This window comes from Mesorhizobium ciceri biovar biserrulae WSM1271, assembly GCF_000185905.1.
GTDB lineage: Bacteria > Pseudomonadota > Alphaproteobacteria > Rhizobiales > Rhizobiaceae > Mesorhizobium > Mesorhizobium ciceri.
Genome location: NC_014923.1, coordinates 4,413,771 through 4,437,569 on the forward strand (window position 1 = coordinate 4,413,771; position 23,799 = coordinate 4,437,569).

The window sequence follows — 23,799 nt, forward strand, 5'->3', positions numbered from 1 at the left end:
CTGCGATGCCCGGAAAGGTCGCCGGCATCATGCCGTTGCGGTCTGAGCCATTCGGCCTGCGCCACTATCTCATTTGCCTGAAAGGCGTCGTCCTGCGCGAGTGCCTGCGCTTCCTGCACCAGCGCGAACGCTTCATTTCCTCGCTGGTCCGGCCGCTCGTCTGGCTGTTCATCTTCGCGGCCGGCTTTCGCCAGGTGCTTGGCGTGTCGATCATCCCGCCCTACAAGACCTATGTGCTCTACGAGGTCTATATCACGCCGGGCCTTTGCGGCATGATCCTGCTGTTTTCCGGCATGCAGTCTTCGCTGTCGATGGTCTACGACCGCGAGATGGGCAACATGCGCATCCTGCTGGTCAGCCCGTTTCCGCGCTGGTTCCTGCTGGTGTCGAAGATGCTGGCCGGTGTGGCCGTATCGATCGTGCAGGTCTACGCGTTCCTGATCGTTGCCTGGTTGTGGGGCGTCAAAGCGCCGCCACTCGGCTATCTCTATGTTCTGCCGGCACTGTTCCTGTCGGGCATGATGCTTTGCGCGCTCGGCATGCTCTTGTCTTCGCTGATCAAGCAGCTTGAAAACTTCGCCGGCATCATGAACTTCGTCATCTTTCCCGGCTATTTCGCGTCTCCGGCGCTGTATCCCTTGTGGCGCATCCAGGAGGCGAGCCCCCTGCTCTACAAGATCTGCCTCTGCAACCCGTTCACCTATGCCGTCGAACTGATCCGTTTTGCCTTCTACGGGCAGATCGAATGGCTGTCGCTGGGCGTCGTCGCCGGCTGCACGCTGCTGTTCCTGGGCGGCGCCATCATCGCATACGACCCTTCGCGCGGTTTGGTGATCCGCAAACAGGACATGGGAGGAAACGCCTGATGGCGCGAATGAGACTTGTTCACACTCTGGTTCTGGTCACCACGCTTGCGTCGATGGGGGGCGCCGGCGCGGCAAACACCGATCCCGACTGGCCCTGCATGCAGCGTAAGGTGCCACAGCTCTCGCTTGGCCAGATCTGGAATGGGCCGGAGCTTCCGGCGACCGCGAAGGATTGGGCGAAGGATCCAGGCGTGTCGGCGCTTGTCGATGCTGTGGCGGCCCGGCGGACGCCGATTGCACAAGCCCAGAAAGAGATCAAGGATTTCGCGACTTCCCTACCGCCCGAGCAGGTCGCAACCAAAATGACGATGCTGGTGCAGGGAATGTTCGATCACATGGACGCCGAGCGTTCGCACGTGATCTCCGGCATCTCCCGCTATGCCCACAAACAGCTGGAAATGGCGGCACAGTTGCGCAAGGAAGCATCCGAAGTGGACGCGCTGCGCGCCAAGGCCGATGCGGATCCGGACGAAGTAGAACGGCGAACCGATCAACTGAATTTCGCGACGCGAATTTTCAACGAACGCGTCCAGTCGCTGACTTATGTCTGCGATGTGCCGACGATAATCGAGCAGCGGCTTTACCAGTTGTCGAAGACTGTCTCGGAAACGCTCATCGTGAAGAAATAGACCTTGGCCGCCTGTCTCACGACTCTCTGCCAGGCAGCACACGCCAGCGCTGCACGAAATAACCGGGATGCGTCTCGATCCACCTTGCCACCAGCGGCTGCGCCTGCATGAAGGCAGTCCCGGGATTCATCGCCAGACCGTCTACCATTTCCTCGCGTTGTTCGCAGGTCCGCGGTCCATCCGTCAGGCAGACCATCATAACGAGTGTGTAAAGCATTACCCCTTTTCCCCATCGAATTCCCGAACCCATACCCGGGAGAGTTCCGAACAGTCTGCAGGGGTTGCACATACAGATCGCTTACGGTGTGAAAGGACGTGGCCCCCGCTCTTTCGCACTGCAACATAACATATCGCTTATATAATACCAACGAGCGCGGGCGTTCTCCACCGGACTTTCATCCGTTGCGCTCGTGCAGTGTCATCCAGCCTTGTCTGGATACAGCTTTCCGAAAAGGGGCAGGTACATTGCGCCCTTGCGCATCAGGAAATCGTTGAATGTGGCCATCGCCGGCGAGATTGCGTGATCGGTTCGCATCACCGAGAACCATTGTCGGCGGATCGGCATGCCGACAACGTCGAGGATGACAAGCCGGCCTGCCTCGGTTTCCGCAGCGATGGTGTGAGCAGAGATGAAGGCGATGCCCAGACCAGCCATCACCGCCTGCTTGATCGTTTCGTTCGAGGCCATCTCGACACCGAGGTCGTCGATGCGCCCAGGCACGTCGCTCAGGAATATTTCCAACGAGATACGGGTTCCGGAGCCGGGCTCGCGAATAAGGAAATGCTCCTCGGCAATCCGCTCCTTGGAGATATCGCGCGCCGCCACCAAGGGATGGTCGGGCGGCGCGATGATGACCAGCGGGTGATCACCGAAGACCGAAGCACGCACCGGAACCTCTTTCGCCGGACGCCCCATCAGCGCGATATCGATGTCGTGGTTCCTGAGGTTGTCGATCGTCTGGGCACGATTGCCGATGGCAAGCCGCATGTCGATGTCGGGATGGTCCTTCATGAACGCAGCCATCAGCCGCGGCGCGAAATATTTGGCTGTGGAAACGACGCCGAGCCTCAAGCTGCCGGTGCGTACGCCCTTGATGGCATCCATCTTGTCTTCGAGCAAACCGAGATGCTCCTCGATAACCTGCGCTGTCTCGACGAAAGCCAGACCTGCGGCAGTGGGACGCATGCCGTCCGACGTTCGGTCGAACAGAGCCAGCTGGAATTCTTCCTCCACTTGTCGCAGTTGGATTGTCAGCGCTGGAGGAGACAGGCCTAACATCTTGGCTGCGCTGACAATTTTGCCGCACTTGATGATTGCCTGGACGGTCTTGAAATGCTTGAGCGTGAGGTTTCTCATGTCGCATACTAAATTGTTTTTACTGACTAGGTAAAGTTATTGAATTTTACTTATCGTGCGACGTTTGTTTCCATTCCTCCAGTCCAGCCGCTCCGAGGAGATGCGGCGGGAGGGGAGGTTACGATGCCAGCGGCAACGCTCGACGCTTTTCTGAACTCCTATCTCGGCCAGCCAGACGAATTCCGCTCGGCCGTTGTGACGACCGTTCGTCAGTTGACACAGGCCGCCATCAAGGTCCGCAACACCATCAACCAAGGGGTGCTCGGCGCCGCCTTTGCCGAGACCCGTGGCGCCAATGCCGACGGCGACGTCCAGAAGGATCTCGACGTCTTCTCCGACGACATCTTCCTCGACGCCATGCGCCGTGCGCCGGTGGCGCTTTACGCCTCCGAGGAGCTGGAGCAGCCAGTCCTGCTCGACAGGCAAGCGCCACTCGCCATTGCGATCGACCCGCTCGACGGCTCTTCCAACATCGACACCAACGTGTCGATCGGAACGATCTTCTCGCTCCTGACCGCAACTGGCGCGCCGGACGCTGATCCGGCCGCCTCTTTCTTGCAGGCGGGCGTGAACCAGCTAGGCGCCGGTTTCTTCATCTATGGGCCGCAGTTGGCACTCGTCCTGTCGCTCGGCAGCGGCACGCATGTCTTCGTCTTCTCGACAAGGCTCGGCACCTTCGTCCAGGCCTATGAAAGCCGGATCATTCCGCAACGCACTCAGGAGTTCGCCATCAACGCCGCCAACTACCGGCACTGGGACGAGGCTGTGCGGCTCTATGTCGACGACTGCCTGGAGGGCACCGAGGGACCGCGCGAGAAGGATTTCAACATGCGCTGGATCGCCTCTCTGGTCGCCGACTGTTACCGCATATTGATGCGCGGCGGCGTTTTTCTCTACCCCGGCGATCGGCGCAAGGGCTATGGTCAGGGACGGCTGCGCCTCGTCTACGAGGCCAACCCGATCGCCTATCTCATAGAGCAGGCTGGCGGTGCCGCCACCGACGCGATCACCCGCATCCTAGAAATCGAGCCGGAGAGCCTGCATCAGCGCGTGCCGATGATCTTCGGGTCGGCGCGGGAAGTCGCGCGCATCACGCGCTACCACACAGAGCCGAGCAACATCGGTGAGCGTGCGCCGCTGTTCAGCCGCCGCGGCCTGTTCAGAGCCTGAGCAGCACCATGTCAGCCAAGCACCCCATCATCACCATCACCGGGTCGTCGGGCGCCGGCACGACCTCGGTCAAGCGCATCTTCGAGCTGATTTTCCGGCGCGAGAACATCGAGGCCGCTTTCATCGAAGGCGACGCATTTCACCGCTACGACCGCGCGGCGATGAAGGCAAAGGTGGCCGAGGAGGAAAAGGCCGGCAACCCGAACTTCACCCATTTCAATGCCGCGGCCAACGAACTCGGAATTCTCGAAGAGGTGTTCGCGGAATATGGCCGCCGCGGAACCGGCAAGACCCGCACCTACATTCATGATGAGGAAGAGGAAAAGCAGCACGGCACGCCACCGGGAACCTTTACCGAATGGCGCGAATTCGCTCCCAGCGACCTGCTCTTCTACGAGGGGCTGCACGGCTGTGTCGTCACCGACACGATCAATCTGGCCAAGCATGCGGATCTCAAGATCGGCGTCGTGCCGGTCATCAATCTCGAATGGATCCAGAAGATCCATCGCGACCGTTCGACACGCGGCTATTCCACCGAGGCGGTGATGGACGTGATCCTGCGCCGGATGCCCGACTATGTCCGCTACATTGTCCCGCAATTCTCGCAGACCGCCATCAACTTCCAGCGCGTGCCGATCGTCGATACGTCCAACCCGTTCATCGCGCGCTGGATTCCGACACCCGACGAATCGATGCTGGTTATCCGCTTCGCCAATCCGCGCGGCATCGATTTTCCGTATCTGCTGTCGATGATCCACGACTCGTTCATGTCGCGGCCAAATTCCATCGTGGTGCCAGGCAACAAGCTCGATCTTGCCATGCAGCTGATCCTGACGCCGCTCATCCTGCAATTGGTTGAACGCAAGAGCCGTGTGTCGTGAGGAGGATGCAATGACCAGCCAAACAGCACTGAAGCCCGTCACCACAACCGCTCCCGTCTCGGAGCGCGACATGGCGAACGCCATTCGCGCGCTGGCGATGGACAGCGTCCAAAAGGCGAATTCGGGTCATCCTGGCATGCCGATGGGCATGGCCGATGTCGCAACGGTGCTGTTCAACCGCTTCATCAATATCGATCCGTCGAGACCGGACTGGCCCGACCGTGACCGTTTCGTGCTTTCAGCCGGCCACGGCTCGATGCTGCAATACGCACTGCATCATCTGCTCGGCTACGAAGACATGCAGGTCGAGGAATTGCAGCGATTTCGGCAGCTGGGCAGCCGCACCGCCGGACATCCGGAATACGGCCATGCGCTTGGCGTGGAGACCACCACCGGACCGCTTGGACAGGGCATTTCCACGGCGGTCGGCATGGCGCTGGCGGAACGCATGCTTGCCGCCCGCTACGGTGCCGATCTGGTCGATCATCATACCTATGTGATTGCGGGCGACGGCTGCCTTCAGGAGGGAATCAGTCACGAGGCGATAGACCTCGCTGGTCACCTGAAGCTTTCCCGCCTGATTGTCTTCTGGGACGACAATGCGATTTCCATTGACGGGCCGACCTCCCTCTCCACGTCGATGGACCAGCCGGCGCGCTTCAAGGCCGCCGGCTGGGATGTCCAAAGTGTCGCCGGGCACGACATGGCAGCAGTCGCCGCGGCAATCGAGGCGGCGCGACGGTCGGATCGGCCATCGCTGATTGCCTGCCGCACAGTGATCGGCATGGGTGCCCCCAATCTCGGCGGTTCGGAAAAGACGCACGGCGCACCGCTGGGTGAAGCAGAGATCGCCGCGACACGCGAAAACATCGGCTGGGCCCACGCGCCGTTCGAGGTGCCGGATGATATCCTTTTCGCCTGGCGCGAGATTGCCGGTCGCGGCGAAGCGATGCGGCGCGCCTGGGAGCAGCGGCTTGCCGCCTCGCCGCGACGCGAGGCTTTTGAAAACGCCGTCGCCGCCGAACTGGCCGACACGGTCTTCGACGCGCTCGAAGCCTTTCGTCGCGAACATGTCGAGAAGGCAACCAAGGTGGCGACGCGAAAAGCCTCCGAAATGGCGCTGGAGGCCATCAACGGCGCAACGGAATTGACCGTCGGCGGCTCGGCCGATCTGACGCACTCGAATCTGACGATCACCAAGGGCATGAACCGCATTGCGCCGAGTGACTATGCCGGCCGCTACATTCACTACGGCATTCGTGAGCACGGCATGGCGGCCGCCATGAACGGCATCGCGCTGCATGGAGGTTTCGTGCCCTATGGCGGTACGTTCCTGTGCTTCGCCGATTATGCGCGCGGCGCGATGCGGCTCTCGGCGCTCATGGGCCAGCGCGTCATCTATGTGATGACACACGATTCCATCGGCCTCGGCGAGGACGGCCCGACGCACCAGCCGGTCGAGCACCTTGCGATGCTGCGTGCGACGCCTAATCTCAACGTCTTCCGTCCGGCGGATGTCATCGAAACGGCGGAGTGCTGGGAACTCGCGCTGAAGAGCAAGGATCGGCCGAGCGTCCTGGTGCTGTCGCGCCAGAACCTGCCGATGCTGCGTCGGTCGCACAGTGACGAGAACCGCTCCCGCCAAGGTGGCTACGTCCTGCGCGAACCAGCCGAGCACCGTGCCGTCACCCTGATCGCCACCGGCTCGGAGGTCGAGATCGCGGTTGCTGCCGCCGAAAGGCTGGAGACCGAGCATGGTGTCGCCGCCGCCGTCGTGTCGATGCCGTGCTGGGAGCTTTTCGAGGAGCAGGAAAGCGCCACCCGCAAGGCCGTCCTCGGCTCGGCGCCGCGCGTCGCGGTCGAAGCGGCAGCCCGGCTGGGCTGGGACCGCTGGATCGGCGAGACCGGCGCTTTCGTCGGCATGACCGGCTTCGGCGCCAGCGCCCCTGCCCCCGACCTCTACCGGCATTTCAACATCACGTCCGAAGCGGTTGCTGCAGCGGCGCTGAAGCTCATCATCTAGGAGGATTCACAATGGCTCGCATCACCCTTCGCCAGCTTCTCGACCATGCCGCCGAGCACGGCTACGGCGTACCGGCATTCAACATCAACAACATGGAACAGGGCCTCGCCATCATGGAAGCGGCCAAGGCCTGCGACGCGCCTGTCATCATCCAGGCTTCGCGTGGCGCCCGATCCTATGCCAACGACATCATGCTGGCCAAGATGATGGAGGCGCTGACCGAAATCCACCCAACCATCCCGCTATGCATCCATCAAGACCACGGCAACAGCGAGGCCACCTGCCTTTCCGCGATCCGCCACGGCTTCACCTCGGTGATGATGGACGGATCCTTGATGGCGGACGCCAAGACGCCGGCAAGCTACGACTACAACGTCGCCATAACCGAACGCGTCGCACGTATGGCGCATTGGGTCGGCGCTTCCGTCGAAGGCGAACTGGGCGTGCTCGGCTCGCTGGAAACCGGCCAAGGCGAGGCCGAGGATGGCCACGGCGCCGAGGGCGCGCTCTCCCACGACCAGCTCCTGACCGATCCCGATCAGGCGGTCGACTTCGTGACCGCAACCCAGGTCGACGCGCTGGCGATTGCCTGCGGCACCTCGCACGGTGCCTACAAATTCACCCGCAAGCCGGACGGCGACATCCTGGCCATGCAGGTGATCGAGGCGATCCACGAGAAGCTGCCCAACACGCATCTGGTCATGCACGGCTCTTCCTCTGTGCCGCAGGAGTTGCAGGACATCATCAACAGATACGGCGGCGAGATGCCCCAGACTTTTGGCGTCCCGGTCGAGGAGATCGAGCGCGGCATCCGCTACGGCGTGCGCAAGGTCAATATCGACACCGATTGCCGCATGGCCATGGCCGGGCAGTTCCGCCGCGTCGCGACGGAAGACCCGCGCGAGTTCGATCCCCGCAAATTCCTGAAGCCCGCCATGGATGCCTTGCGCGACCTTTGCCGGGACCGCTTCGAGCGTTTCGGTACGGCGTCCAACGCCTCGAAGATCAAGGTCATCGCCATGGACGAGATGGCGAAACGTTACGCCGCGGGAAAACTCGACCCCCAAATCGCAACCGCGAAAGCCGCCTGAGCAACAAACAGGAGACCTGTCATGAACAAGATCGACATACTGCCAGCGGGGACGCTCAAGGAAGGCAAGGAGCGCTACAAGTCAGGGGTCATCCCCTACAAGAAGATGGGCTACTGGGAGCCTGACTACAGGCCCAAGGAAACCGATCTGATCGCCATGTTCCGGATCACGCCGCAACCCGGTGTCGACCACGAGGAGGCGGCAGCCGCCATCGCCGGTGAATCCTCCACCGCGACGTGGACCGTGGTGTGGACCGACCGGCTGACAGCTTGCGAGCTCTATCGCGCCAAGGCGTTCAGATCCGAGCCGGTGCCGAACACCGGTCCCGGAACCAAGACCGAGCAACAGTACTTCGCCTACATCGCCTACGACCTCGACCTGTTCGAGCCGGGCTCGATCGCCAACCTGACCGCATCGATCATCGGCAATGTGTTCGGCTTCAAGGCAGTCAAGGCGTTGCGGCTGGAAGACATGCGTATCCCGGTGGCGTATCTCAAAACTTTCCAGGGGCCGGCGACCGGCATCGTGGTGGAGCGTGAGCGGCTCGACAAGTTCGGCCGGCCGCTGCTCGGCGCAACGACGAAGCCGAAGCTCGGCCTGTCGGGACGCAATTACGGGCGCGTCGTTTATGAAGCGCTGAAGGGCGGCCTCGACTTCGTCAAGGACGACGAGAACATCAACTCGCAGCCCTTCATGCATTGGCGCGACCGCTTCCTCTACTGCATGGAGGCCGTGAACAAGGCGTCGGCCGCCACCGGCGAGGTCAAAGGCCATTATCTCAACGTCACCGCCGGCACGATGGAGGAGATGTACGAGCGCGCCGAATTCGCCAAGCAACTTGGCTCCTGCATCGTCATGATCGACCTCGTCATCGGCTACACGGCGATCCAGTCGATGGCCAAGTGGGCACGCCGCAACGACATGATCCTGCACCTGCACCGTGCCGGCAACTCGACCTATTCGCGCCAGAAGAACCACGGCATGAATTTCCGCGTCATCTGCAAATGGATGCGCATGGCCGGCGTCGACCATATCCATGCCGGCACGGTGGTCGGCAAGCTGGAAGGCGACCCGCTCATGATCAAGGGATTTTATGACACGCTGCGCGAGGAGCGCACGCCTCAGAACCTCGAAACCGGGCTGTTCTTCGATCAGGAATGGGCCTCGCTCAACAAGGTGATGCCCGTTGCCTCGGGCGGCATCCATGCCGGCCAGATGCACCAGTTGATCCACTATCTCGGCGAGGACGTCATCCTGCAGTTCGGCGGCGGCACGATCGGCCATCCGGACGGTATCCAGGCAGGCGCGACGGCCAATCGCGTCGCCTTGGAAGCGATGATCCTGGCCCGCAACGAGGGGCGCGATTATTTGCGCGAAGGGACCAAGATCCTCGAACAGGCGGCCAGATGGTGCACGCCGCTGAAGGCTGCCCTGGAGACCTGGAAGGACGTCACCTTCAACTACGAATCGACCGACACGGCCGACTTCGTGCCAACCGCAACGCCCAGCTTCTAGACGAAAGGAACCGTCGTCATGATGACCAATCCGGGAAACAAGGTCACACAGGGGCAGTTCTCGTTCCTGCCCGACCTGACCGACGAGCAGATTTCGGCGCAGATCAAATACGCGCTGAAGAACCATTGGGCGGTCAGCGTCGAGTACACGGACGATCCGCATCCGCGAAATACCTATTGGGAAATGTACGGCAACCCGATGTTCGACTTGAAAGATCCGGCGGGCATACTGCTCGAGGTCAATGCTTGCCGGAAAGCCTGTCCGAACATGTATGTGCGGGTGACCGCCTTCGATTCGACCAAGGGCTGGGAAGCGCCGCGCATGTCGTTCATTGTCAACCGGCCGCCCAGCGAACCCGGGTTCCGGCTGCTGCGCCAGGAGCGTGACGGCCGCAGCCAGGGTTATTCGATCGTGCCTTATGCGACCGACAGGCCCGAGGGCGAGCGGAGCTAGCCGAACCATGCTGAACGCGATGACAAAGGACGCTGCCGCACAGGACGCGACGGTCGATCTGCAGGCCGAGTTCGAGGCGTCCAACATCGACGAGGTGATGGACAAGCTCGACCGAGAACTCGTTGGCCTGAAGCCGGTCAAGACCCGCATCCGCGAGATCGCCGCCCTCCTCCTGGTCGACCGGCTTCGCCGCAGGTTCGGACTGACATCGGGCGCGCCGACGCTGCACATGAATTTCACGGGAAATCCTGGCACCGGAAAGACCACGGTGGCGCTGAGGATGGCCGAAATCCTGCATCGTCTGGGTTATGTCCGCGAAGGCCACATGGTCGCCGTGACTCGCGACGATCTCGTCGGCCAGTATGTGGGCCACACCGCGCCCAAGACCCGCGAGGTGATCAAGCGTGCCATGGGCGGCGTGCTTTTCATCGACGAGGCCTACTATCTCTACAAGCCAGAGAACGAACGCGACTACGGCCAGGAATCGATCGAAATCCTGCTGCAGTGCATGGAGAACAACCGTGACGATCTGGTTGTGATCCTTGCCGGCTACAAGAACAAGATGGACCGCTTCTTCGACAGCAATCCCGGCATGCGTTCGCGCATCGCCCACCACCTCGACTTCCCCGACTATGGCGTCAGCGAACTGAAATCGATCGCCGAGATTATGCTCGCGGAGCAGAATTATCGCCTCAGCGAGGCGGCGTCCCAGGCGCTCGAAGAGTATCTTCCGATCCGCATGAGGCTGCCGCATTTCTCCAACGCGCGTTCGGTTCGCAATGGGCTTGACCGGGCGCGGCTGCGGCAGGCTAACCGGCTTTTCGCATCGCGCAGCCGGGTGTTGACCAAGGCCGATCTTATCACCATCGAGGAATCCGACATTCGCGGCAGCCGCGTGTTCGCGGAAGGGAAACTGGAAGGCGAACCGGAGACGAAGATGCGCTGACAGGACGAAGCGGCCGGCGCAGCGACCAACACCGCAGACAGAATTGGAGACGACGACCATGGTCACCGGGACAATCATCGCACCCTCCGTGCTTTCCGCGGATTTCTCGCGGCTCGGCGACGAGGTCGAAGCTGTCGTGCGGGCGGGTGCCGACTGGATCCATCTCGACGTGATGGACGGCCACTTCGTGCCCAACATCACCTTCGGTCCGCCGGTGATCAAGGCGATCCGCGACCGAACGGACAAAATCTTCGACTGCCATCTGATGATCGCGCCGGCCGACCCCTATCTGGCCGCGTTCGCCGACGCCGGTTGCGACATCATCACGGTGCATGCAGAGGCCGGGCCGCATCTCGATCGTTCCCTGCAGGCGATCAAAAATCTCGGCAAGAAGGCCGGCGTATCGCTGAATCCTTCGACGCCGGAGAGCGTCATCGAGTATGTGCTCGACAGGCTCGATCTGGTGCTTCTGATGACGGTCAATCCAGGCTTCGGCGGCCAGGCCTTCATTTCCGCGGTCATCGAGAAGATCAGGCGAATCAAGGCATTGGTTGGCCACCGCCCGATTGACATCGAAATCGATGGCGGCGTCACGGCCGAAACCGCCCCGCTGGTCGCCGCGGCCGGCGCCAATGTGCTGGTCGCCGGGTCGGCCGTGTTCAAGGGAGGCGCCGAGGCGGCCTACCGCGCCAACATTGGAACCATCCGACAGGCGGCCGACGGTGCGATCCGGAAAGCCGCGTAAACCATTTCATCGGAGGCAAGCATGGCGGCCGTTCCCCCTGTCTGCGATTTCGGCTGGCGCGCGATCGATGCCGTTTTGCCCGGCGTCGACGGCAGGTCGCATTCGATCCTCAGCCAGGCCGGCCCGAACGGCCTGGTCGTGGCCTTCATCTGCAATCACTGCCCTTATGTGAAGGCGGTGATTTCACGTATCGTGCGCGATGCCAACGACCTCAAGGCCGAAGGTATCGGCTTTGTCGCAATCAACTCGAACGATGCCGACACCTACCCGGAGGATTCCTTCGACCAAATGAAGCTCTTCGCCACGACGAACGGCTTCAGCTTCCCTTACCTGCACGACCAGCGCCAAACTGTAGCGCGCGATTACGTGGCGGTGTGCACTCCCGATTTCTTCGGGTTCAACAGCGAGTTGGGATTGCAATATCGCGGTCGGCTGGACGCCTCGCGACGAGAAGCCGGAGCGCCCGGGCTGAGACGCGATCTGTTCGAGGCGATGAAGCAGGTTGCCCGAACCGGCGACGGGCCGCTGGACCAGGTCGCCTCGATCGGCTGCTCGATCAAGTGGAAGGATGACGCATGAACGTCGGCGCAGGTAGGCCGCTTCGATCGCCGAAGGCGATCCTGTTCGACCTCGACGGCACGCTGGTCGACTCGGCACCGGACATAGCGGCCGCCGTCAACGAATTGCTGGCCAGCCGCGATCTGCCGCCGCTGCGCCTGGACCGGGTCAAGGCCATGATCGGCGGCGGTGTCAGGAAACTGATCGAGCGAGCCTTCGCGGCATCGGGAGCGCCACTGCTCGGCAACGCTCTCGATGAGGCAAACCGCGTCATGGCGCCTATCTACCGCCGGCACCTGACCGGCCTGACAAGGCTGATGCCTGGCGTCAGGGAGGCCCTCACCCACTTTCATTTGGGCGGAGTAAGCATGGGGGTGGCAACCAACAAACCGCAGTTGGCGACCCGCGAAATCCTGCTTCATTTCGGATTGACGGAATATTTCGGTGCGATCGTCGGCGGAGACGCGGTGACATACCTGAAACCGGCGCCCGATGCCCTGCTGCTGGCGTTGGCACAGCTAGGCGTCGACCCGGGTGACGCGCTGCTGGTCGGAGACAGTGGCGCTGACCTGGGCGCCGCACGCGCCGCCGGCATGCCCGTCATTCTGCTGCGTGGCGGCTACAGCCACATTCCGGTGGAAGAGCTTGGCGCCGATCTTGTTTGCGACAGCCTTTTCGATCTGCCTTCGGCAATGCAGGGGCTGCAAGCCGATGCGTAGGCGAACGCCGGCCGAACGCAAGTTCGAACGGCCGGCGGCGCGCTATTTCGAGAATTGCTTCAGATAGGCGATGACATTGGCGATGTCTTCGTCCTGTTTGAGGCCGACAAACGCCATCTTTGTTCCTTTGACCATGGCCGTGGGATCGTGAAGGTAAGTCTTCAAAGTGGGTTCATCCCATTTGACGCCGGACTTGCCTGCCGCGACCATCGCCTGAGAATAGCTGAACCCCGGGTGCGTGCCGGCTGTTCGGCCGATGACGCCGTTCAACGACGGACCGACCTTGTTCTTGTCCTGGTCGGCGACATGGCAGACCTTGCATTTGGCGAAGACCTTCTCACCCGCCGCCGCGTCCTGTGCCTGGGATTGGCTCGCGATGAAGGGCACAACGGACATGACTGCGAAAAATGCGATTGCGCGCATGGTATTTCCTCATTGATCGTCTGGGTGCCCTGGACGATTTGTGCATGCCGATCCTTTGATCCGTCGGCATGCGCCTTACGCGGTGGCGTGGAAATTCCGCTTCTCCCGTGGAGCCGCGCCGCGTCACCTGGAAGCTAATCGGCATGTTGTGAAAGTCAATCGTACAAAGGTTTAGAGGCCTGGGTGCTCAAGGATCCTGTCCATTCGTCTTTGTTGACGGCTATTGGGCGAGCGCGTAGCTTGACCTCATTCCGGTTTCTCCATTGGCACCTTGAGAAATCCGGCAAGTGGCGGTTTTGTCCTGGCTCCTGGTTGGGCTGGACTCGCCGAGATGGGCGTTTGGGAACGCGCAAGAGGTGCTGAATGGACATGGTCGATCTCATATTGACGGTTTGCCTCAGCGCTAATCCGAGCAATTGCCGAGACGAACATCTCTATTTCGAGAGCCGCGGCACCCTGTTCCAATGCATGTTCCTTGCCCCCAGCGAAATCGCGAAATGGTCTCAAGAACACCCGACCCTCAAGGTCATGCGCTGGAAATGCGCATTTCCGAGCAAGGAACGAGCCATCTGATTTGGCAGCGCGGAACCCTGGGGAGGAGGTGTCATGAAGGTTTCACGGCGCATGACGTTGCGTCTGGCGGTTCTCGGGACAGCCGCTGTTCTTGCTACCAGGCCAGCCGTTGCGGCAGCCAGGATTCGCCTCGGTGTGCTGAAGTTTGGAACCGTGAGTTGGGAACTCGATACGCTACGGCAGCACAAGTTCGATGCCGCGAACGGGATCGATCTGGAGATCATCGACTTCGCCGGCGAGGATGCAACCAACGTCGCGCTGCAGGCTGGCGCGATCGACATGATCGTCTCCGACTGGCTGTGGGTCTCGCGCCAGCGCTCCGAAGGCGGCGACCTCACATTGTTCCCCTATTCCACCGCCGTGGGCGCGATCATGGTGAAGGAGGGTTCACCGATCCGGACGGTCGCCGATCTCAAGGACAAGAAGATCGGCGTCGCCGGCGGCCCGCTCGACAAGAGTTGGCTGCTGATACAAGCGCTGACCAGACGCGATCTCGGCGTCGACCTGTCGGCAACCAGCGACATCGTCTTTGGCGCGCCGCCGCTGATTTCGGAAAAGGCGATACAGGGCGAACTCGATGCAGTGCTGAATTTCTGGCATTTTTGCGCCCGTCTCGAGGCCAATGGCTTCCGTCGATTGATCGGCGTGAATGACGCGGCAAAGACGCTTGGGGCTCTGGGACCCGTGTCGGCGCTCGGTTACGTCTTCCATGACCAATGGGCGAACGAGAACCCCGATGCCGTCAGGGGGTTCGTGAGAGCGTCCGCGCAAGCCAAGGACTTGCTGGCCAGATCCGATGACGAATGGCTGCGCCTGGCGCCGATCATTCGCGCGGAAGGCAAGGAACTGGAAAAACTGCGCGATCGCTATCGTCAGGGCATTCCCAGACGGTCGGTCGCCGAGGAAGCGGCTGACGCCGGCAGGCTATACCATGTGCTGGCGGCGATCGGCGGCGCGAAGCTGGTCGGCAGCGCGCCGGAGATGGCGCCCGGCACATTCTGGCAGGAACCCTGGAAATGACCGCATCGGAAACCGACGGCACGCGTGATGCCCCGCCGAGCATGTCCGGCCGACGCAGCCTGGCGACGGCACTGGCGCCCGCGCTGACGGTAGCGGTTTCCCTGCTCGGGCTTTGCCTGCTGTGGAACCTTGCGGCAGGCGTCTGGCCAAGCCGTGCCTTTCCAGGACCTGGGCAGGTCTGGCAGGTGCTTCTCAGGGAGGCTGCGAGCGGCGACCTCTTGTACCATCTCGGCGTGACCCTCGGCCGGGTCGCCGCGGCGTATATCGTCGCAATGATCATCGGATCCGTCATCGGCGTTTTGCTCGGCAGCTATCGTCGCGTCGACCGTTTTTTCAACCCGTGGGTGATTCTGTTCCTCAACATCCCGGCACTGGTGGTCATCGTCCTCGGCTACATCTGGTTCGGCCTCAACGAGGCGGCGGCGATCGGCGCAGTGGCAGTGAACAAGATCCCGAATGTCGTGGTGACGATGCGTGAAGGCGCCAGGACACTTGATCCAAGTTATGCCGAGATGGCCACCGTCTATCGCTTCGGCCGCCTTGATCGCATCCGCCATATCCTGCTGCCGCAATTGCAGCCCCATCTTGCCGCTGCGTCGCGATCCGGCATCGCCCTCATCTGGAAGATCGTCCTGGTCGTCGAACTGCTCGGCCGCTCGAACGGTGTCGGCTTCCAGATCCATCTCTATTTCCAGCTTTTCGATGTCGCTGCCATTCTTGCCTACACGCTGGCTTTCGTGGCGGTGATGCTTGTCATTGAACTTCTCCTGGTGCAGCCCGTTGAACGACATGCAACCCGTTGGCGCCGTCGTCCCGCTTAAGGTCGACATCGCCGAAAAGACCTTCAGGTCCGCGCGAGGCGTCTCGATCACGGCGCTTCAGGACCTTTCCTTCGAGGTCCGGCAAGGCGAATTCGCCTGCTTGCTTGGACCGTCGGGCTGCGGCAAGACCACGACGCTGCGTATCCTGCTTGGCTTGGACAAAGACTTTTCCGGCTCCTTCCAGTTGCCGCAAGGAGGTTCGAACCGCATCGCCGCCGTATTCCAGGAACCGACCCTGCTGCCGTGGCGAACGGTGGAGCAGAATGTCAGGCTGGCGTTGCCGAAAAGCTTGAGGGCGAAAAATCTCGACGGGCTGTTCGACACGCTCGGCCTCGCGGCCATGCGCTCGCTCTATCCAGCCGAACTATCGCTCGGCCTTGCGCGCAGGGCAGCACTTGCCAGGGCTTTCGCCACGGAGCCGGCGGTGCTTTTCCTGGACGAACCCTTTGTCTCGCTCGACGAACAGACCGCCGAGCGGCTTCGGCATCTGCTTTTGACCGTGTGGTCGGCACGGCCCACGACCGCCTTGATGGTGACCCACAATCTACGCGAAGCACTGATGCTCTCGGACCGCATCATCGTGCTCGCGCCGCGGCCAACCCATGTGCTCGGCGTGTTCGACGTACGGTTGCCACGGCAACATCGCAATTCGCAGGTGATGAGCGACCTTCTGCGGTCGTTCCATCATAGATTTCCGGACGTCACCTGATCGCCTGCAGGTGAAATGCATATCGGAGGCCTTCATGTCGATCGATCGGCTAAGACGCAGGCTTGTGAGTGGCTTCGCCTGTACCGCCGCCAGCGCCGCCTTGCTGCCGTGCTGCCTCGGACGAGCCGCGGCTGGCAACCTGGGATTCTCGCTCAGGCAGATCGCCGACGGCGTCTTCGCCTTCCAGGGCACGGATGAATTGATGACCGCCGCCAACGACGGTGCGATCTGCAATCTGGGCGCCGTCGTCGGTACCGATGCGGTTGCCGTCATCGACAGCGGTGGCAGCCTGATCGAGGCGCACGCCTTTCTCGCCGCGATCGGAAAGGTAACCGCAAAGCCGGTTCGCTTCCTGGTCAACACCCACATGCACCCCGACCACATCTTCGGCAATGCTGCATTCAGGGAGATCGGCGCGACCATCGTCGGTCACCGCAATCTGCCGCGCGCCCTCGACGCGCGTGGCGTGTTCTATCTGCACAACTATCGCGAACAGCTTGGCGAGGCGCTGATGGAGAGGGTCGAGATCGTGTCGCCGACCAGGCTGGTCGACGATCACCTGCAACTCGACCTCGGCGGGCGCACGATCGAACTGCGGGCATGGAAGGCGGCGCACACCGACAACGACCTGACCGTATTCGATACCACGACCAGAACGCTCTTTGCCGGCGATCTGGTGTTCATGGGCTCCTTGCCGACGCTCGACGGATCACTGCTTGGATGGCTCCGCCAGATGGATGCACTCACCGCGATCGACGCCGCGCGCGTCGTTCCAGGTCATGGTCCTGTAACGGCCGACTGGCCACAGGCACTGGCGGGGGAGCGACGCTATTTCGAGGTTCTGGCGCGCGATATCCGCAAGGCGATCGCCGACGGAACGCCGCTGCGCGAAGCAGTCAAAACCGCAGGCGGAAGCGAACGGGACAATTGGCACCTGTTCGACGATTACAACGAGCGCAACGCAACGGCCGCATTTGCCGAACTCGAATGGGAATAGACGACGCCGACATGCGCCAGGCGGCCGCAAAGCACGGCGATTTGCCAAGGCGTCGCCAAAGGCTTATCCTCAACGCCAGCCTGGGCACCACCTCTCTTGCATTGGTGGAGGCATCGAAATGCAAAATCAAGCTTACTCGAGCCGGCAGCTCGCCTTGCCGCTCGCATCCGTTTTCGCCGCGATCATCTTGACCATCGGCACGTTGCTCGGCTCCTCGGGAGCCGCCAACGCACAGCAAACAACCGCGTCCTCGGATAGAATCTGGCATGACTTGAAGGGCGACGTGTTCGGCGATCGGGCAATTCTGGTCGATACCGGCGTCGTCAGGATCGAAGCACCGAAGCGGGCGCAGGATGCCGCCATCGTGCCCGTCGATATCTATCTCGATCCAGCCAAGGCGCCAGACGGCATCAAATCCGTTACCTTGATCATCGATGCGAACCCTGCACCGGTGGCGGCAACGTTCCAGCTCGGCAAGGATGCCGGCGTGACGCATCTGTCGACGCGCGTGCGCGTCAACGACTATTCCTATCTGCGCGCCATCGCTGAGACGCAGGGTGGTCAACTCCATATGGTACAGACCTTCGTCAAGGCGTCAGGTGGCTGCTCCGCCCCTGCGGTCAAGAACCAGGACGAGGCCAACGCGACAATGGGTCAGATGAAGCTGCGCCAGTTCCCGCCCAAAGAGACGATGACCAAGACCGAGGAACTGCAGTTGATGATCCGGCACCCTAACAATTCGGGGCTGCAGCGGGATCCGCTGACCCAATATTTCATACCGGCGCATTTTGTCCAGAAACTGTCGATCTCCCAAGCCGGCCGGCCGATCCTCTCCATGGAAGGTGGAATATCGATTTCGGAAGACCCCAACTTCCGATTCGATTTCACCGTGCACGGCAAGGGCGAAATCCAGGTTGAAGCGATCGATACGGACGGCAAAACATTTCGCAATCAGTGGCCGCTCGAGACAGCGGGACTCTGAAGTCTCGATATCTTGCGCTGGACTGCCGGTGCTTGCCACTTGATCCCGAAAATGGAGCTCGTTCGGGAAGATCACGCCCGGGCAGAGGACGAAGCTCGATCCGGCTTCCGGATGGAGCAGGCTCTAAAAGCAGCGCACGTCGGCTTCCGACTGCGCGCGCTTCAATTCGGTACGGGCTGCCTTCGCCGGTGCGCTTTCGCGAAACAGCGCCGCGCTTTCGCCTGTGGTCAAAGACATGCTCTTGAAAGTCTCGGCTCTCTCATAGTGGTCGTAGGGAAGGATCGAGGCGATGACGTCGATCGAGCAGGAACAGCTTTCCAGCGCCTGACGTGTCTGGCCGTTCGTCTGCATGCAGCCGAGCACGTAGTCGGCGATCGTTGCTGTCGGGTAATCACCCGCGGCGCCCGCGGGGTTTGCGAAGGCCAGCGGCGCGGCAAGGAGCAGCGGCAAAGTCGAAAATCCAACATATCTGATCACGGGAAAACCTCCGGTTAGCCTAGGCGCGATGCGCCCAGTCGGGATCACCGTGGCAGTTGGCAACGTGCAGCAGAGTCAGTCAAGTGCCCATGGCTTCCGTATGCGACCAAAGGAGGAATGCGGGGCTTGTCGACCGTGGTTCCGCATGGCGGCTCCGTGGCCTGCTCCACGCCCCGACTCCAACGATCATCTCATGCTTGGCCCACTATCGATTCCCAATGGAGCACGCGCATGACCATGCCGAGACATCGAAGCGAATACCTCCAAATAAAATCAACGCTTAGGCGAAATGTAAAAATCAAAAAATAACTAAATTTTATGTGCCCCATCGTTATTTCGCGGTCATAAATACTTTATCTAACAAATACCGTCCTGCTTATTTTCTTATATTGCACCGCATCATTTACGATATTGCGGTGCAAAAACACCAGCAGGCTTTTTTGCTTGCCTAGCCTTTTACGATGACATAGCCTCACCCTGTTTCCGGCTTCAAGGGCGTCACCGTCATTAGGGAGCGGCGACAGTCTTTCGTAGGCCAAGGTGAGGTGGGCAGTAACGGTGCCCTCTGCACATCTGGCTTAGGTCGTGACACGCTGCCGGAAATATTTCCCCCCCGTGAATCGCTTGGGCAAGCCCTTGTGGGCTCAGCAAATGATTCATCACTATGAACCTCGGGAGGAATTCGGATGCGTGTACTTACGAAAGCTACCTATATTCTAACCACTGCGGCGTTTCTGTCGCTCGGCGCGGCCTATACGGCGTCGGCTAACGAGGACCTTGCAAAGCTGGCTTCGGATTCGAAGAACTGGGCAATGCAGACGGGTGACTACGCCAACACCCGCTATTCCAAACTCAACCAGATTACTGCGGACAATGTGAAGAACCTGCAGGTCAAGTGGACCTTTTCCACCGGCGTGCTACGAGGCCACGAGGGTGGACCGCTTATCATCGGCGATGTGATGTATGTCCACACGCCTTTCCCGAACAATGTCTTTGCGCTCGATCTCAAGAATGACGGGAAGATCCTCTGGAAATACGAGCCCAAGCAGGATCCCAACGTCATTCCGATCATGTGTTGCGATACGGTCAACCGTGGCGTTGCCTATGGTGACGGCAAGATCATTCTCAATCAGGCCGACACCACGGTCGTCGCCCTCGACGCGAAGACTGGCAAGGTCGTCTGGTCGGTCAAGAACGGCGACCAGACCGATGGCGGCAAAGGCGAATCCGGTACGGCTGCCCCCGTCGTCGTCAAGGACAAGGTGCTCATCGGCGTCTCCGGCGCCGAATTCGGCGTTCGCGGCTGGCTGGCCGCCTACAATCTGAAAGATGGCAAACTCGCCTGGAAAGCCTATTCGGAAGGTCCGGACGCAGACACCCTGATCGATCCCGAGAAGACCACGCAACTCGGCAAGCCGGTTGGCAAGGATTCCGGCACGAACACCTGGGAAGGCGAGCAGTGGAAGACCGGCGGCGGCACGACATGGGGATGGTATTCCTATGATCCCAAGCTGAACCTGGTCTACTATGGCACCGGCAATCCCTCGACGTGGAACCCGGTCCAACGCCCCGGCGACAATCGCTGGTCGATGACGATCATGGCCCGCGATGCGGATACTGGTGTTGCCAAATGGCTCTACCAGATGACCCCGCATGACGAATGGGACTATGACGGCATCAACGAGATGATCCTCGTCGATGGCATGGAGGTCAACGGCGCCAAGCACGACGTGCTGGTGCATTTCGATCGCAATGGTTTTGCCTACACCATGGATCGCGCCACCGGCGACCTTCTCGTCGCCAAGAAATACGATCCGGCCGTGAACTGGGCGACCGAAGTCGTCATGGACCCCAAGAGCGAACAGTATGGTCGCCCGCAGGTCGTGGCGAAATATTCGACCCAGCAGAACGGCGAAGACACCAACTCGACGGGCATCTGCCCGGCGGCGCTTGGAACGAAGGACCAGCAGCCGGCGGCCTATTCGCCGAAGACCGGGCTGTTCTATGTCCCGACCAACCATGTCTGCATGGACTATGAGCCTTACAAGGTGAGCTACACCGCCGGTCAGCCTTATGTTGGCGCCACCGTGTCGATGTATCCCGCACCTGGCGGCGACGGCAACATGGGCAACTTCATTGCCTGGGATGCGGCCAAGGGCGAGATCGTCTGGTCGAAGCCCGAGCAGTTCTCGGTGTGGTCGGGCGCGTTGGCGACAGATGGCGACGTCGTCTTCTACGGTACACTCGAAGGCTACATCAAGGCGGTCGATAAGGACGGCAAGGAACTCTACAAGTTCAAGACCCCGTCCGGCATCATCGGCAACATCACGACCTACGAGCAGGGCGGCAAGCAGTATATCGCCGTTCTGTCGGGCGTCGGTGGATGGGCTGGTATCGGCCTGGCAGGCGGCCTGCTTTCGCCTGACAACGCCGCTGCCTGGCATGGCGCCGTCGATCAGGGCCGCGCGCAAGGCGACCAAGCCGCTGTCGTTGGTACAGCTGGCCTGGGTGCCGTCGGCGGCTACGCGGCACTTGCCGACTACACGACGCTGGGCGGTCAGCTCACCGTCTTCGGTCTCCCGGATTGATGCGCTGGGAACCTTGAGCATGCCTCAGGTCTTGTGAGACCAAAGGCTTGAAGAACGAGAGCCCGGACATCCGGAAGCCATGGCCGGGCTCTCGATTCGGTTACGCACCCAAAAACACCGATCAATGCCGGTCGCGACAGCAAAACCGTGTCCATTGGCAAATGAAGGAAGCGTTTGAATGTCCGTTCGCATTGTAATTTCGGCTTTCGTGCTGGCTCTGTTGCCTCTGGCAAGCTCGAGCCTCGCCCGGGCCGACGACAGCATGGAAAAAGCCAAGGCGGTAAAGGAAGAAGGCGGCAAGTATTTGGATGCGGATGGAAATCCGACCTACAAGATCGAAAACGGAACCGTCGATTGGTACACGTTCAGCGGCTACCGCCGGTATCATTCCGATTGCCATGTCTGCCACGGACAGGACGCGACAGGTTCGAGCTATGCGCCGGCTTTGGTCAACAGCCTGAAAACCATGGATTACGCCACATTCCTCTCGATCGTCGCCGAAGGCCGCAAGAATGTCGGCGGCGGCAAGGAAAACGTCATGCCTGCCTTTGGCGACAACAAGAACGTCTATTGCTACCTGGACGATCTCTACGTCTATCTGCGCGCGCGCGCGGATGGCGCGGCGCCCCGCGGAAGGCCGCCCAAGCACGAAGACAAGGCCCAGGCGGCGAAGGATGCCGAAGCATCCTGCATGGGTGGATGACATGATCGGCCGCGATGCATTGAAGCTGCGCGTCGTTCTGCCGATCCTCGGCACACTCGCCTTGCTGCCGTCGAACGCGCATGCGCAAAGCGCCGGCCTTGGCGCGGCGGGAGAACTGGTCGACCCTGACATTCTGCGCGTCTGCGCCGATCCCTCGAATATGCCCTTCACCGACAAGAGCGGCGAAGGCTTCGAAAACAAGCTGGCCGAACTGGTTGCCGCGAAAACCGGGCGCAAGTCCGTCTCCTACACCTGGTTTCCCACGATCACCGGCTTCGTGCGCAATACGTTGGGGGCCAACCGATGCGACATCATCATGGGCTATGCCCAAGGCGATGAGCTGGTGCAGAACACCAACGCCTACTATCGCTCCGCCTATGTGCTGGTGCATCCGAAAAGCCACGATATGGAAGGCGTGGAAACGATCGAGGATCCCAGACTCACAGGCAAAACGATCGGCGTCGTTGAAAGCACGCCGCCAACCGCCAACATGGCCGCCAACAAGCTTCTACGGACCGCCAAGATCTATCCGCTTGCGGTGGATACGCGCGTCACCCCATCAATGGGGGAGGTCATGATCAAGGACATGCTGGCACACAAGATCGATGCGGCGGTGCTGTGGGGACCGATGGCAGGTTACTACGCCAAGGAACTCGGAGCTGATGTGACGATCGTTCCACTGGTGAAGGAAAAAACCGGCTCGCGCATGTCTTACCGCATCACCATGGGCGTACGTCCGTCGGACCAGGAATGGAAGCGGACGCTCAACCGGGTGATCAGGGAAAACCAGGCGGAGATCACCAGGATCCTGCTGAGCTACAACGTGCCGCTGATCGACGAACACGACAACCTGATTACCCAATGAATGGAAGGGAGACTATTTTCGTGCTGGTCGCCGCGAGCCTTCTGGGTCTGGCCGAGCCGACATGGGCTGGCGACATCGCCGAACCCAGCGGTTTCCGGATGGACGACTATCGGGCGCCGGTGCCGCGGACGCTGCAAGGCGCGAGGGTGGTGACGACGGTGGAAGCGGAAGCGCTGTGGCGAGCGAAAAAGGCGATCTTCTTCGACGTGATGCCGGACACGCCCAAACCGGCCAATTTGCCGGCAGGGACGATATGGAGAGACAAGGTCAGAAAGGACATTCCAGGCAGCATATGGCTGGCCAATGTGGGATACGGCGCTATTTCGCAGGAGACCGCCAGCTATTTTCGCCAAGGCCTCGCGGCCAAGGCCGGGACGGACAAGTCGCGCGCGATTCTGTTCTACTGCATGACGAATTGCTGGATGTCGTGGAATGCGGCGAAACGGGCCGTCCAGTGGGGCTACAGTTCAGTAATCTGGTATCCGCTCGGCGCCGATGGGTGGGAAGATGCAAACCTTCCACTGGAGGAGAAGAAACCCTACGCAACGAACAATTGAAATAAGGACTGCAATTATTCTCGATAGTTTGTTTTCAATTTTTCAAAACCTATTGTTTCATTTGTCCATTTTGAAACTTGATGGACGAGCCATTGCGTCGGTGCCCTGCAATGGTTGGCTAACGACAGGAT

At 60.9% G+C, this 23,799-nt stretch carries 26 protein-coding genes; 22 read left to right on the plus strand and 4 right to left on the minus strand.

The window, feature by feature from the left end:
• The first annotated feature begins 29 nt into the window (after window positions 1-29).
• Complete coding sequence (locus MESCI_RS21445; RefSeq protein WP_063173657.1) at window positions 30-866, plus strand: ABC transporter permease; 837 nt, start codon at window positions 30-32, stop codon at window positions 864-866.
• Between the two features lie 98 nt (window positions 867-964).
• Complete coding sequence (locus MESCI_RS21450; RefSeq protein ID WP_164919954.1) at window positions 965-1,495, plus strand: hypothetical protein; 531 nt, start codon at window positions 965-967, stop codon at window positions 1,493-1,495.
• Window positions 1,496-1,511: 16 nt separating this feature from the next.
• On the opposite strand, the gene MESCI_RS21455 is transcribed toward MESCI_RS21450, so the two are convergent.
• Both MESCI_RS21455 and MESCI_RS21460 read right to left on the minus strand, forming a co-directional pair.
• Window positions 1,512-1,712 carry a hypothetical protein gene (locus MESCI_RS21455; protein ID WP_013532050.1) on the minus strand — a complete coding sequence of 67 codons (201 nt, stop codon included), beginning with the start codon at window positions 1,710-1,712 and terminating at the stop codon, window positions 1,512-1,514.
• Between the two features lie 201 nt (window positions 1,713-1,913).
• Window positions 1,914-2,852: a LysR family transcriptional regulator gene (locus MESCI_RS21460; protein WP_013532051.1), complete on the minus strand. Its 939-nt coding sequence runs from the start codon at window positions 2,850-2,852 to the stop codon at window positions 1,914-1,916.
• A gap of 123 nt (window positions 2,853-2,975) precedes the next feature.
• Between MESCI_RS21460 and MESCI_RS21465 the strand changes: the two genes are divergently transcribed.
• The 10 genes from MESCI_RS21465 to gph are packed head-to-tail and all read left to right on the plus strand — an operon-like array spanning window position 2,976 to window position 12,953.
• Window positions 2,976-4,022, plus strand: coding sequence for a class 1 fructose-bisphosphatase (locus MESCI_RS21465; protein WP_013532052.1), 1,047 nt, complete (start codon window positions 2,976-2,978; stop codon window positions 4,020-4,022).
• A gap of 8 nt (window positions 4,023-4,030) precedes the next feature.
• Window positions 4,031-4,903 (plus strand): phosphoribulokinase, encoded by an 873-nt coding sequence (locus MESCI_RS21470; RefSeq protein ID WP_013532053.1) that lies wholly within the window; start codon window positions 4,031-4,033, stop codon window positions 4,901-4,903.
• 10 nt (window positions 4,904-4,913) lie between these two features.
• Window positions 4,914-6,926 carry a transketolase gene (tkt, locus tag MESCI_RS21475; protein WP_013532054.1) on the plus strand — a complete coding sequence of 671 codons (2,013 nt, stop codon included), beginning with the start codon at window positions 4,914-4,916 and terminating at the stop codon, window positions 6,924-6,926.
• A gap of 11 nt (window positions 6,927-6,937) precedes the next feature.
• Window positions 6,938-8,017 (plus strand): class II fructose-bisphosphate aldolase, encoded by a 1,080-nt coding sequence (gene fba, locus MESCI_RS21480; RefSeq protein WP_013532055.1) that lies wholly within the window; start codon window positions 6,938-6,940, stop codon window positions 8,015-8,017.
• 21 nt (window positions 8,018-8,038) lie between these two features.
• Window positions 8,039-9,532, plus strand: coding sequence for a ribulose-bisphosphate carboxylase large subunit (locus tag MESCI_RS21485; protein WP_013532056.1), 1,494 nt, complete (start codon window positions 8,039-8,041; stop codon window positions 9,530-9,532).
• An 18-nt stretch (window positions 9,533-9,550) separates the two neighbouring features.
• Window positions 9,551-9,985 (plus strand): ribulose bisphosphate carboxylase small subunit, encoded by a 435-nt coding sequence (locus MESCI_RS21490; RefSeq protein WP_013532057.1) that lies wholly within the window; start codon window positions 9,551-9,553, stop codon window positions 9,983-9,985.
• 7 nt (window positions 9,986-9,992) lie between these two features.
• The gene (gene cbbX / locus MESCI_RS21495; RefSeq protein WP_013532058.1) at window positions 9,993-10,931 is read left to right on the plus strand and encodes a CbbX protein; all 939 of its coding nucleotides are present in this window, start codon (window positions 9,993-9,995) and stop codon (window positions 10,929-10,931) included.
• 58 nt (window positions 10,932-10,989) lie between these two features.
• Window positions 10,990-11,676, plus strand: a complete 687-nt coding sequence (rpe, locus tag MESCI_RS21500) for a ribulose-phosphate 3-epimerase (protein WP_013532059.1) — start codon at window positions 10,990-10,992, stop codon at window positions 11,674-11,676.
• A gap of 21 nt (window positions 11,677-11,697) precedes the next feature.
• Entirely contained in the window at window positions 11,698-12,255 is a 558-nt protein-coding gene (locus MESCI_RS21505) for a thioredoxin family protein (protein ID WP_013532060.1), read from the plus strand.
• Window positions 12,252-12,953: a phosphoglycolate phosphatase gene (gene gph / locus MESCI_RS21510; RefSeq protein WP_013532061.1), complete on the plus strand. Its 702-nt coding sequence runs from the start codon at window positions 12,252-12,254 to the stop codon at window positions 12,951-12,953. The genes MESCI_RS21505 and gph overlap by 4 nt, the downstream gene beginning before the upstream one ends.
• 42 nt (window positions 12,954-12,995) lie before the next feature.
• On the opposite strand, the gene MESCI_RS21515 is transcribed toward gph, so the two are convergent.
• A complete protein-coding gene (locus MESCI_RS21515; protein ID WP_013532062.1) occupies window positions 12,996-13,376 on the minus strand; it encodes a c-type cytochrome in 381 nt (126 codons plus the stop codon).
• A 363-nt stretch (window positions 13,377-13,739) separates the two neighbouring features.
• On the opposite strand from MESCI_RS21515, the gene MESCI_RS21520 reads away from it, so the two are divergent.
• The 6 genes from MESCI_RS21520 to MESCI_RS21545 all read left to right on the plus strand — a co-directional run bounded on the left by MESCI_RS21520 (window position 13,740) and on the right by MESCI_RS21545 (window position 18,478).
• Entirely contained in the window at window positions 13,740-13,949 is a 210-nt protein-coding gene (locus MESCI_RS21520) for a hypothetical protein (RefSeq protein WP_013532063.1), read from the plus strand.
• Between the two features lie 33 nt (window positions 13,950-13,982).
• Window positions 13,983-14,969, plus strand: a complete 987-nt coding sequence (locus MESCI_RS21525) for an ABC transporter substrate-binding protein (RefSeq protein ID WP_013532064.1) — start codon at window positions 13,983-13,985, stop codon at window positions 14,967-14,969.
• The gene (locus MESCI_RS21530; protein ID WP_013532065.1) at window positions 14,966-15,790 is read left to right on the plus strand and encodes an ABC transporter permease; all 825 of its coding nucleotides are present in this window, start codon (window positions 14,966-14,968) and stop codon (window positions 15,788-15,790) included. The genes MESCI_RS21525 and MESCI_RS21530 overlap by 4 nt, the downstream gene beginning before the upstream one ends.
• Window positions 15,759-16,499, plus strand: coding sequence for an ABC transporter ATP-binding protein (locus MESCI_RS21535; RefSeq protein ID WP_013532066.1), 741 nt, complete (start codon window positions 15,759-15,761; stop codon window positions 16,497-16,499). The genes MESCI_RS21530 and MESCI_RS21535 overlap by 32 nt, the downstream gene beginning before the upstream one ends.
• Before the next feature lie 34 nt (window positions 16,500-16,533).
• Window positions 16,534-17,496 carry a quinoprotein relay system zinc metallohydrolase 2 gene (locus MESCI_RS21540; protein ID WP_013532067.1) on the plus strand — a complete coding sequence of 321 codons (963 nt, stop codon included), beginning with the start codon at window positions 16,534-16,536 and terminating at the stop codon, window positions 17,494-17,496.
• Between the two features lie 118 nt (window positions 17,497-17,614).
• Window positions 17,615-18,478 (plus strand): quinoprotein dehydrogenase-associated SoxYZ-like carrier, encoded by an 864-nt coding sequence (locus tag MESCI_RS21545; protein WP_013532068.1) that lies wholly within the window; start codon window positions 17,615-17,617, stop codon window positions 18,476-18,478.
• A gap of 123 nt (window positions 18,479-18,601) precedes the next feature.
• Here MESCI_RS21545 and MESCI_RS21550 read toward each other — a convergent pair whose 3' ends face one another.
• Window positions 18,602-18,955, minus strand: a complete 354-nt coding sequence (locus MESCI_RS21550; protein WP_013532069.1) for a hypothetical protein — start codon at window positions 18,953-18,955, stop codon at window positions 18,602-18,604.
• Between the two features lie 812 nt (window positions 18,956-19,767).
• On the opposite strand from MESCI_RS21550, the gene MESCI_RS21555 reads away from it, so the two are divergent.
• The 4 genes from MESCI_RS21555 to MESCI_RS21570 all read left to right on the plus strand — a co-directional run bounded on the left by MESCI_RS21555 (window position 19,768) and on the right by MESCI_RS21570 (window position 23,668).
• Entirely contained in the window at window positions 19,768-21,543 is a 1,776-nt protein-coding gene (locus MESCI_RS21555; RefSeq protein ID WP_128278335.1) for a methanol/ethanol family PQQ-dependent dehydrogenase, read from the plus strand.
• A 178-nt stretch (window positions 21,544-21,721) separates the two neighbouring features.
• Complete coding sequence (locus MESCI_RS21560) at window positions 21,722-22,246, plus strand: c-type cytochrome, methanol metabolism-related (RefSeq protein WP_013532071.1); 525 nt, start codon at window positions 21,722-21,724, stop codon at window positions 22,244-22,246.
• Window positions 22,218-23,111, plus strand: coding sequence for a quinoprotein dehydrogenase-associated putative ABC transporter substrate-binding protein (locus tag MESCI_RS21565; RefSeq protein ID WP_013532072.1), 894 nt, complete (start codon window positions 22,218-22,220; stop codon window positions 23,109-23,111). The genes MESCI_RS21560 and MESCI_RS21565 overlap by 29 nt, the downstream gene beginning before the upstream one ends.
• Window positions 23,108-23,668, plus strand: a complete 561-nt coding sequence (locus MESCI_RS21570; protein ID WP_013532073.1) for a PQQ-dependent catabolism-associated CXXCW motif protein — start codon at window positions 23,108-23,110, stop codon at window positions 23,666-23,668. The genes MESCI_RS21565 and MESCI_RS21570 overlap by 4 nt, the downstream gene beginning before the upstream one ends.
• The last annotated feature ends 131 nt before the right edge of the window (window positions 23,669-23,799 follow it).

Excerpts from the sequence above, each read along its gene's own strand:
- MESCI_RS21445 (WP_063173657.1), top strand. The coding sequence starts at position 30 with ATGCCGTTGCGGTCTGAGCCATTCGGCCTGCGCCACTATCTCATTTGC.
- MESCI_RS21450 (WP_164919954.1), top strand. The coding sequence starts at position 965 with ATGCAGCGTAAGGTGCCACAGCTCTCGCTTGGCCAGATCTGGAATGGG.
- MESCI_RS21455 (WP_013532050.1), bottom strand. The coding sequence starts at position 1,712 with ATGCTTTACACACTCGTTATGATGGTCTGCCTGACGGATGGACCGCGG.
- MESCI_RS21460 (WP_013532051.1), bottom strand. The coding sequence starts at position 2,852 with ATGAGAAACCTCACGCTCAAGCATTTCAAGACCGTCCAGGCAATCATC.
- MESCI_RS21465 (WP_013532052.1), top strand. The coding sequence starts at position 2,976 with ATGCCAGCGGCAACGCTCGACGCTTTTCTGAACTCCTATCTCGGCCAG.
- MESCI_RS21470 (WP_013532053.1), top strand. The coding sequence starts at position 4,031 with ATGTCAGCCAAGCACCCCATCATCACCATCACCGGGTCGTCGGGCGCC.
- tkt (WP_013532054.1), top strand. The coding sequence starts at position 4,914 with ATGACCAGCCAAACAGCACTGAAGCCCGTCACCACAACCGCTCCCGTC.
- fba (WP_013532055.1), top strand. The coding sequence starts at position 6,938 with ATGGCTCGCATCACCCTTCGCCAGCTTCTCGACCATGCCGCCGAGCAC.
- MESCI_RS21485 (WP_013532056.1), top strand. The coding sequence starts at position 8,039 with ATGAACAAGATCGACATACTGCCAGCGGGGACGCTCAAGGAAGGCAAG.
- MESCI_RS21490 (WP_013532057.1), top strand. The coding sequence starts at position 9,551 with ATGATGACCAATCCGGGAAACAAGGTCACACAGGGGCAGTTCTCGTTC.
- cbbX (WP_013532058.1), top strand. The coding sequence starts at position 9,993 with ATGCTGAACGCGATGACAAAGGACGCTGCCGCACAGGACGCGACGGTC.
- rpe (WP_013532059.1), top strand. The coding sequence starts at position 10,990 with ATGGTCACCGGGACAATCATCGCACCCTCCGTGCTTTCCGCGGATTTC.
- MESCI_RS21505 (WP_013532060.1), top strand. The coding sequence starts at position 11,698 with ATGGCGGCCGTTCCCCCTGTCTGCGATTTCGGCTGGCGCGCGATCGAT.
- gph (WP_013532061.1), top strand. The coding sequence starts at position 12,252 with ATGAACGTCGGCGCAGGTAGGCCGCTTCGATCGCCGAAGGCGATCCTG.
- MESCI_RS21515 (WP_013532062.1), bottom strand. The coding sequence starts at position 13,376 with ATGCGCGCAATCGCATTTTTCGCAGTCATGTCCGTTGTGCCCTTCATC.
- MESCI_RS21520 (WP_013532063.1), top strand. The coding sequence starts at position 13,740 with ATGGACATGGTCGATCTCATATTGACGGTTTGCCTCAGCGCTAATCCG.
- MESCI_RS21525 (WP_013532064.1), top strand. The coding sequence starts at position 13,983 with ATGAAGGTTTCACGGCGCATGACGTTGCGTCTGGCGGTTCTCGGGACA.
- MESCI_RS21530 (WP_013532065.1), top strand. The coding sequence starts at position 14,966 with ATGACCGCATCGGAAACCGACGGCACGCGTGATGCCCCGCCGAGCATG.
- MESCI_RS21535 (WP_013532066.1), top strand. The coding sequence starts at position 15,759 with ATGCAACCCGTTGGCGCCGTCGTCCCGCTTAAGGTCGACATCGCCGAA.
- MESCI_RS21540 (WP_013532067.1), top strand. The coding sequence starts at position 16,534 with ATGTCGATCGATCGGCTAAGACGCAGGCTTGTGAGTGGCTTCGCCTGT.
- MESCI_RS21545 (WP_013532068.1), top strand. The coding sequence starts at position 17,615 with ATGCAAAATCAAGCTTACTCGAGCCGGCAGCTCGCCTTGCCGCTCGCA.
- MESCI_RS21555 (WP_128278335.1), top strand. The coding sequence starts at position 19,768 with ATGCAGACGGGTGACTACGCCAACACCCGCTATTCCAAACTCAACCAG.
- MESCI_RS21560 (WP_013532071.1), top strand. The coding sequence starts at position 21,722 with ATGTCCGTTCGCATTGTAATTTCGGCTTTCGTGCTGGCTCTGTTGCCT.
- MESCI_RS21565 (WP_013532072.1), top strand. The coding sequence starts at position 22,218 with ATGCCGAAGCATCCTGCATGGGTGGATGACATGATCGGCCGCGATGCA.
- MESCI_RS21570 (WP_013532073.1), top strand. The coding sequence starts at position 23,108 with ATGAATGGAAGGGAGACTATTTTCGTGCTGGTCGCCGCGAGCCTTCTG.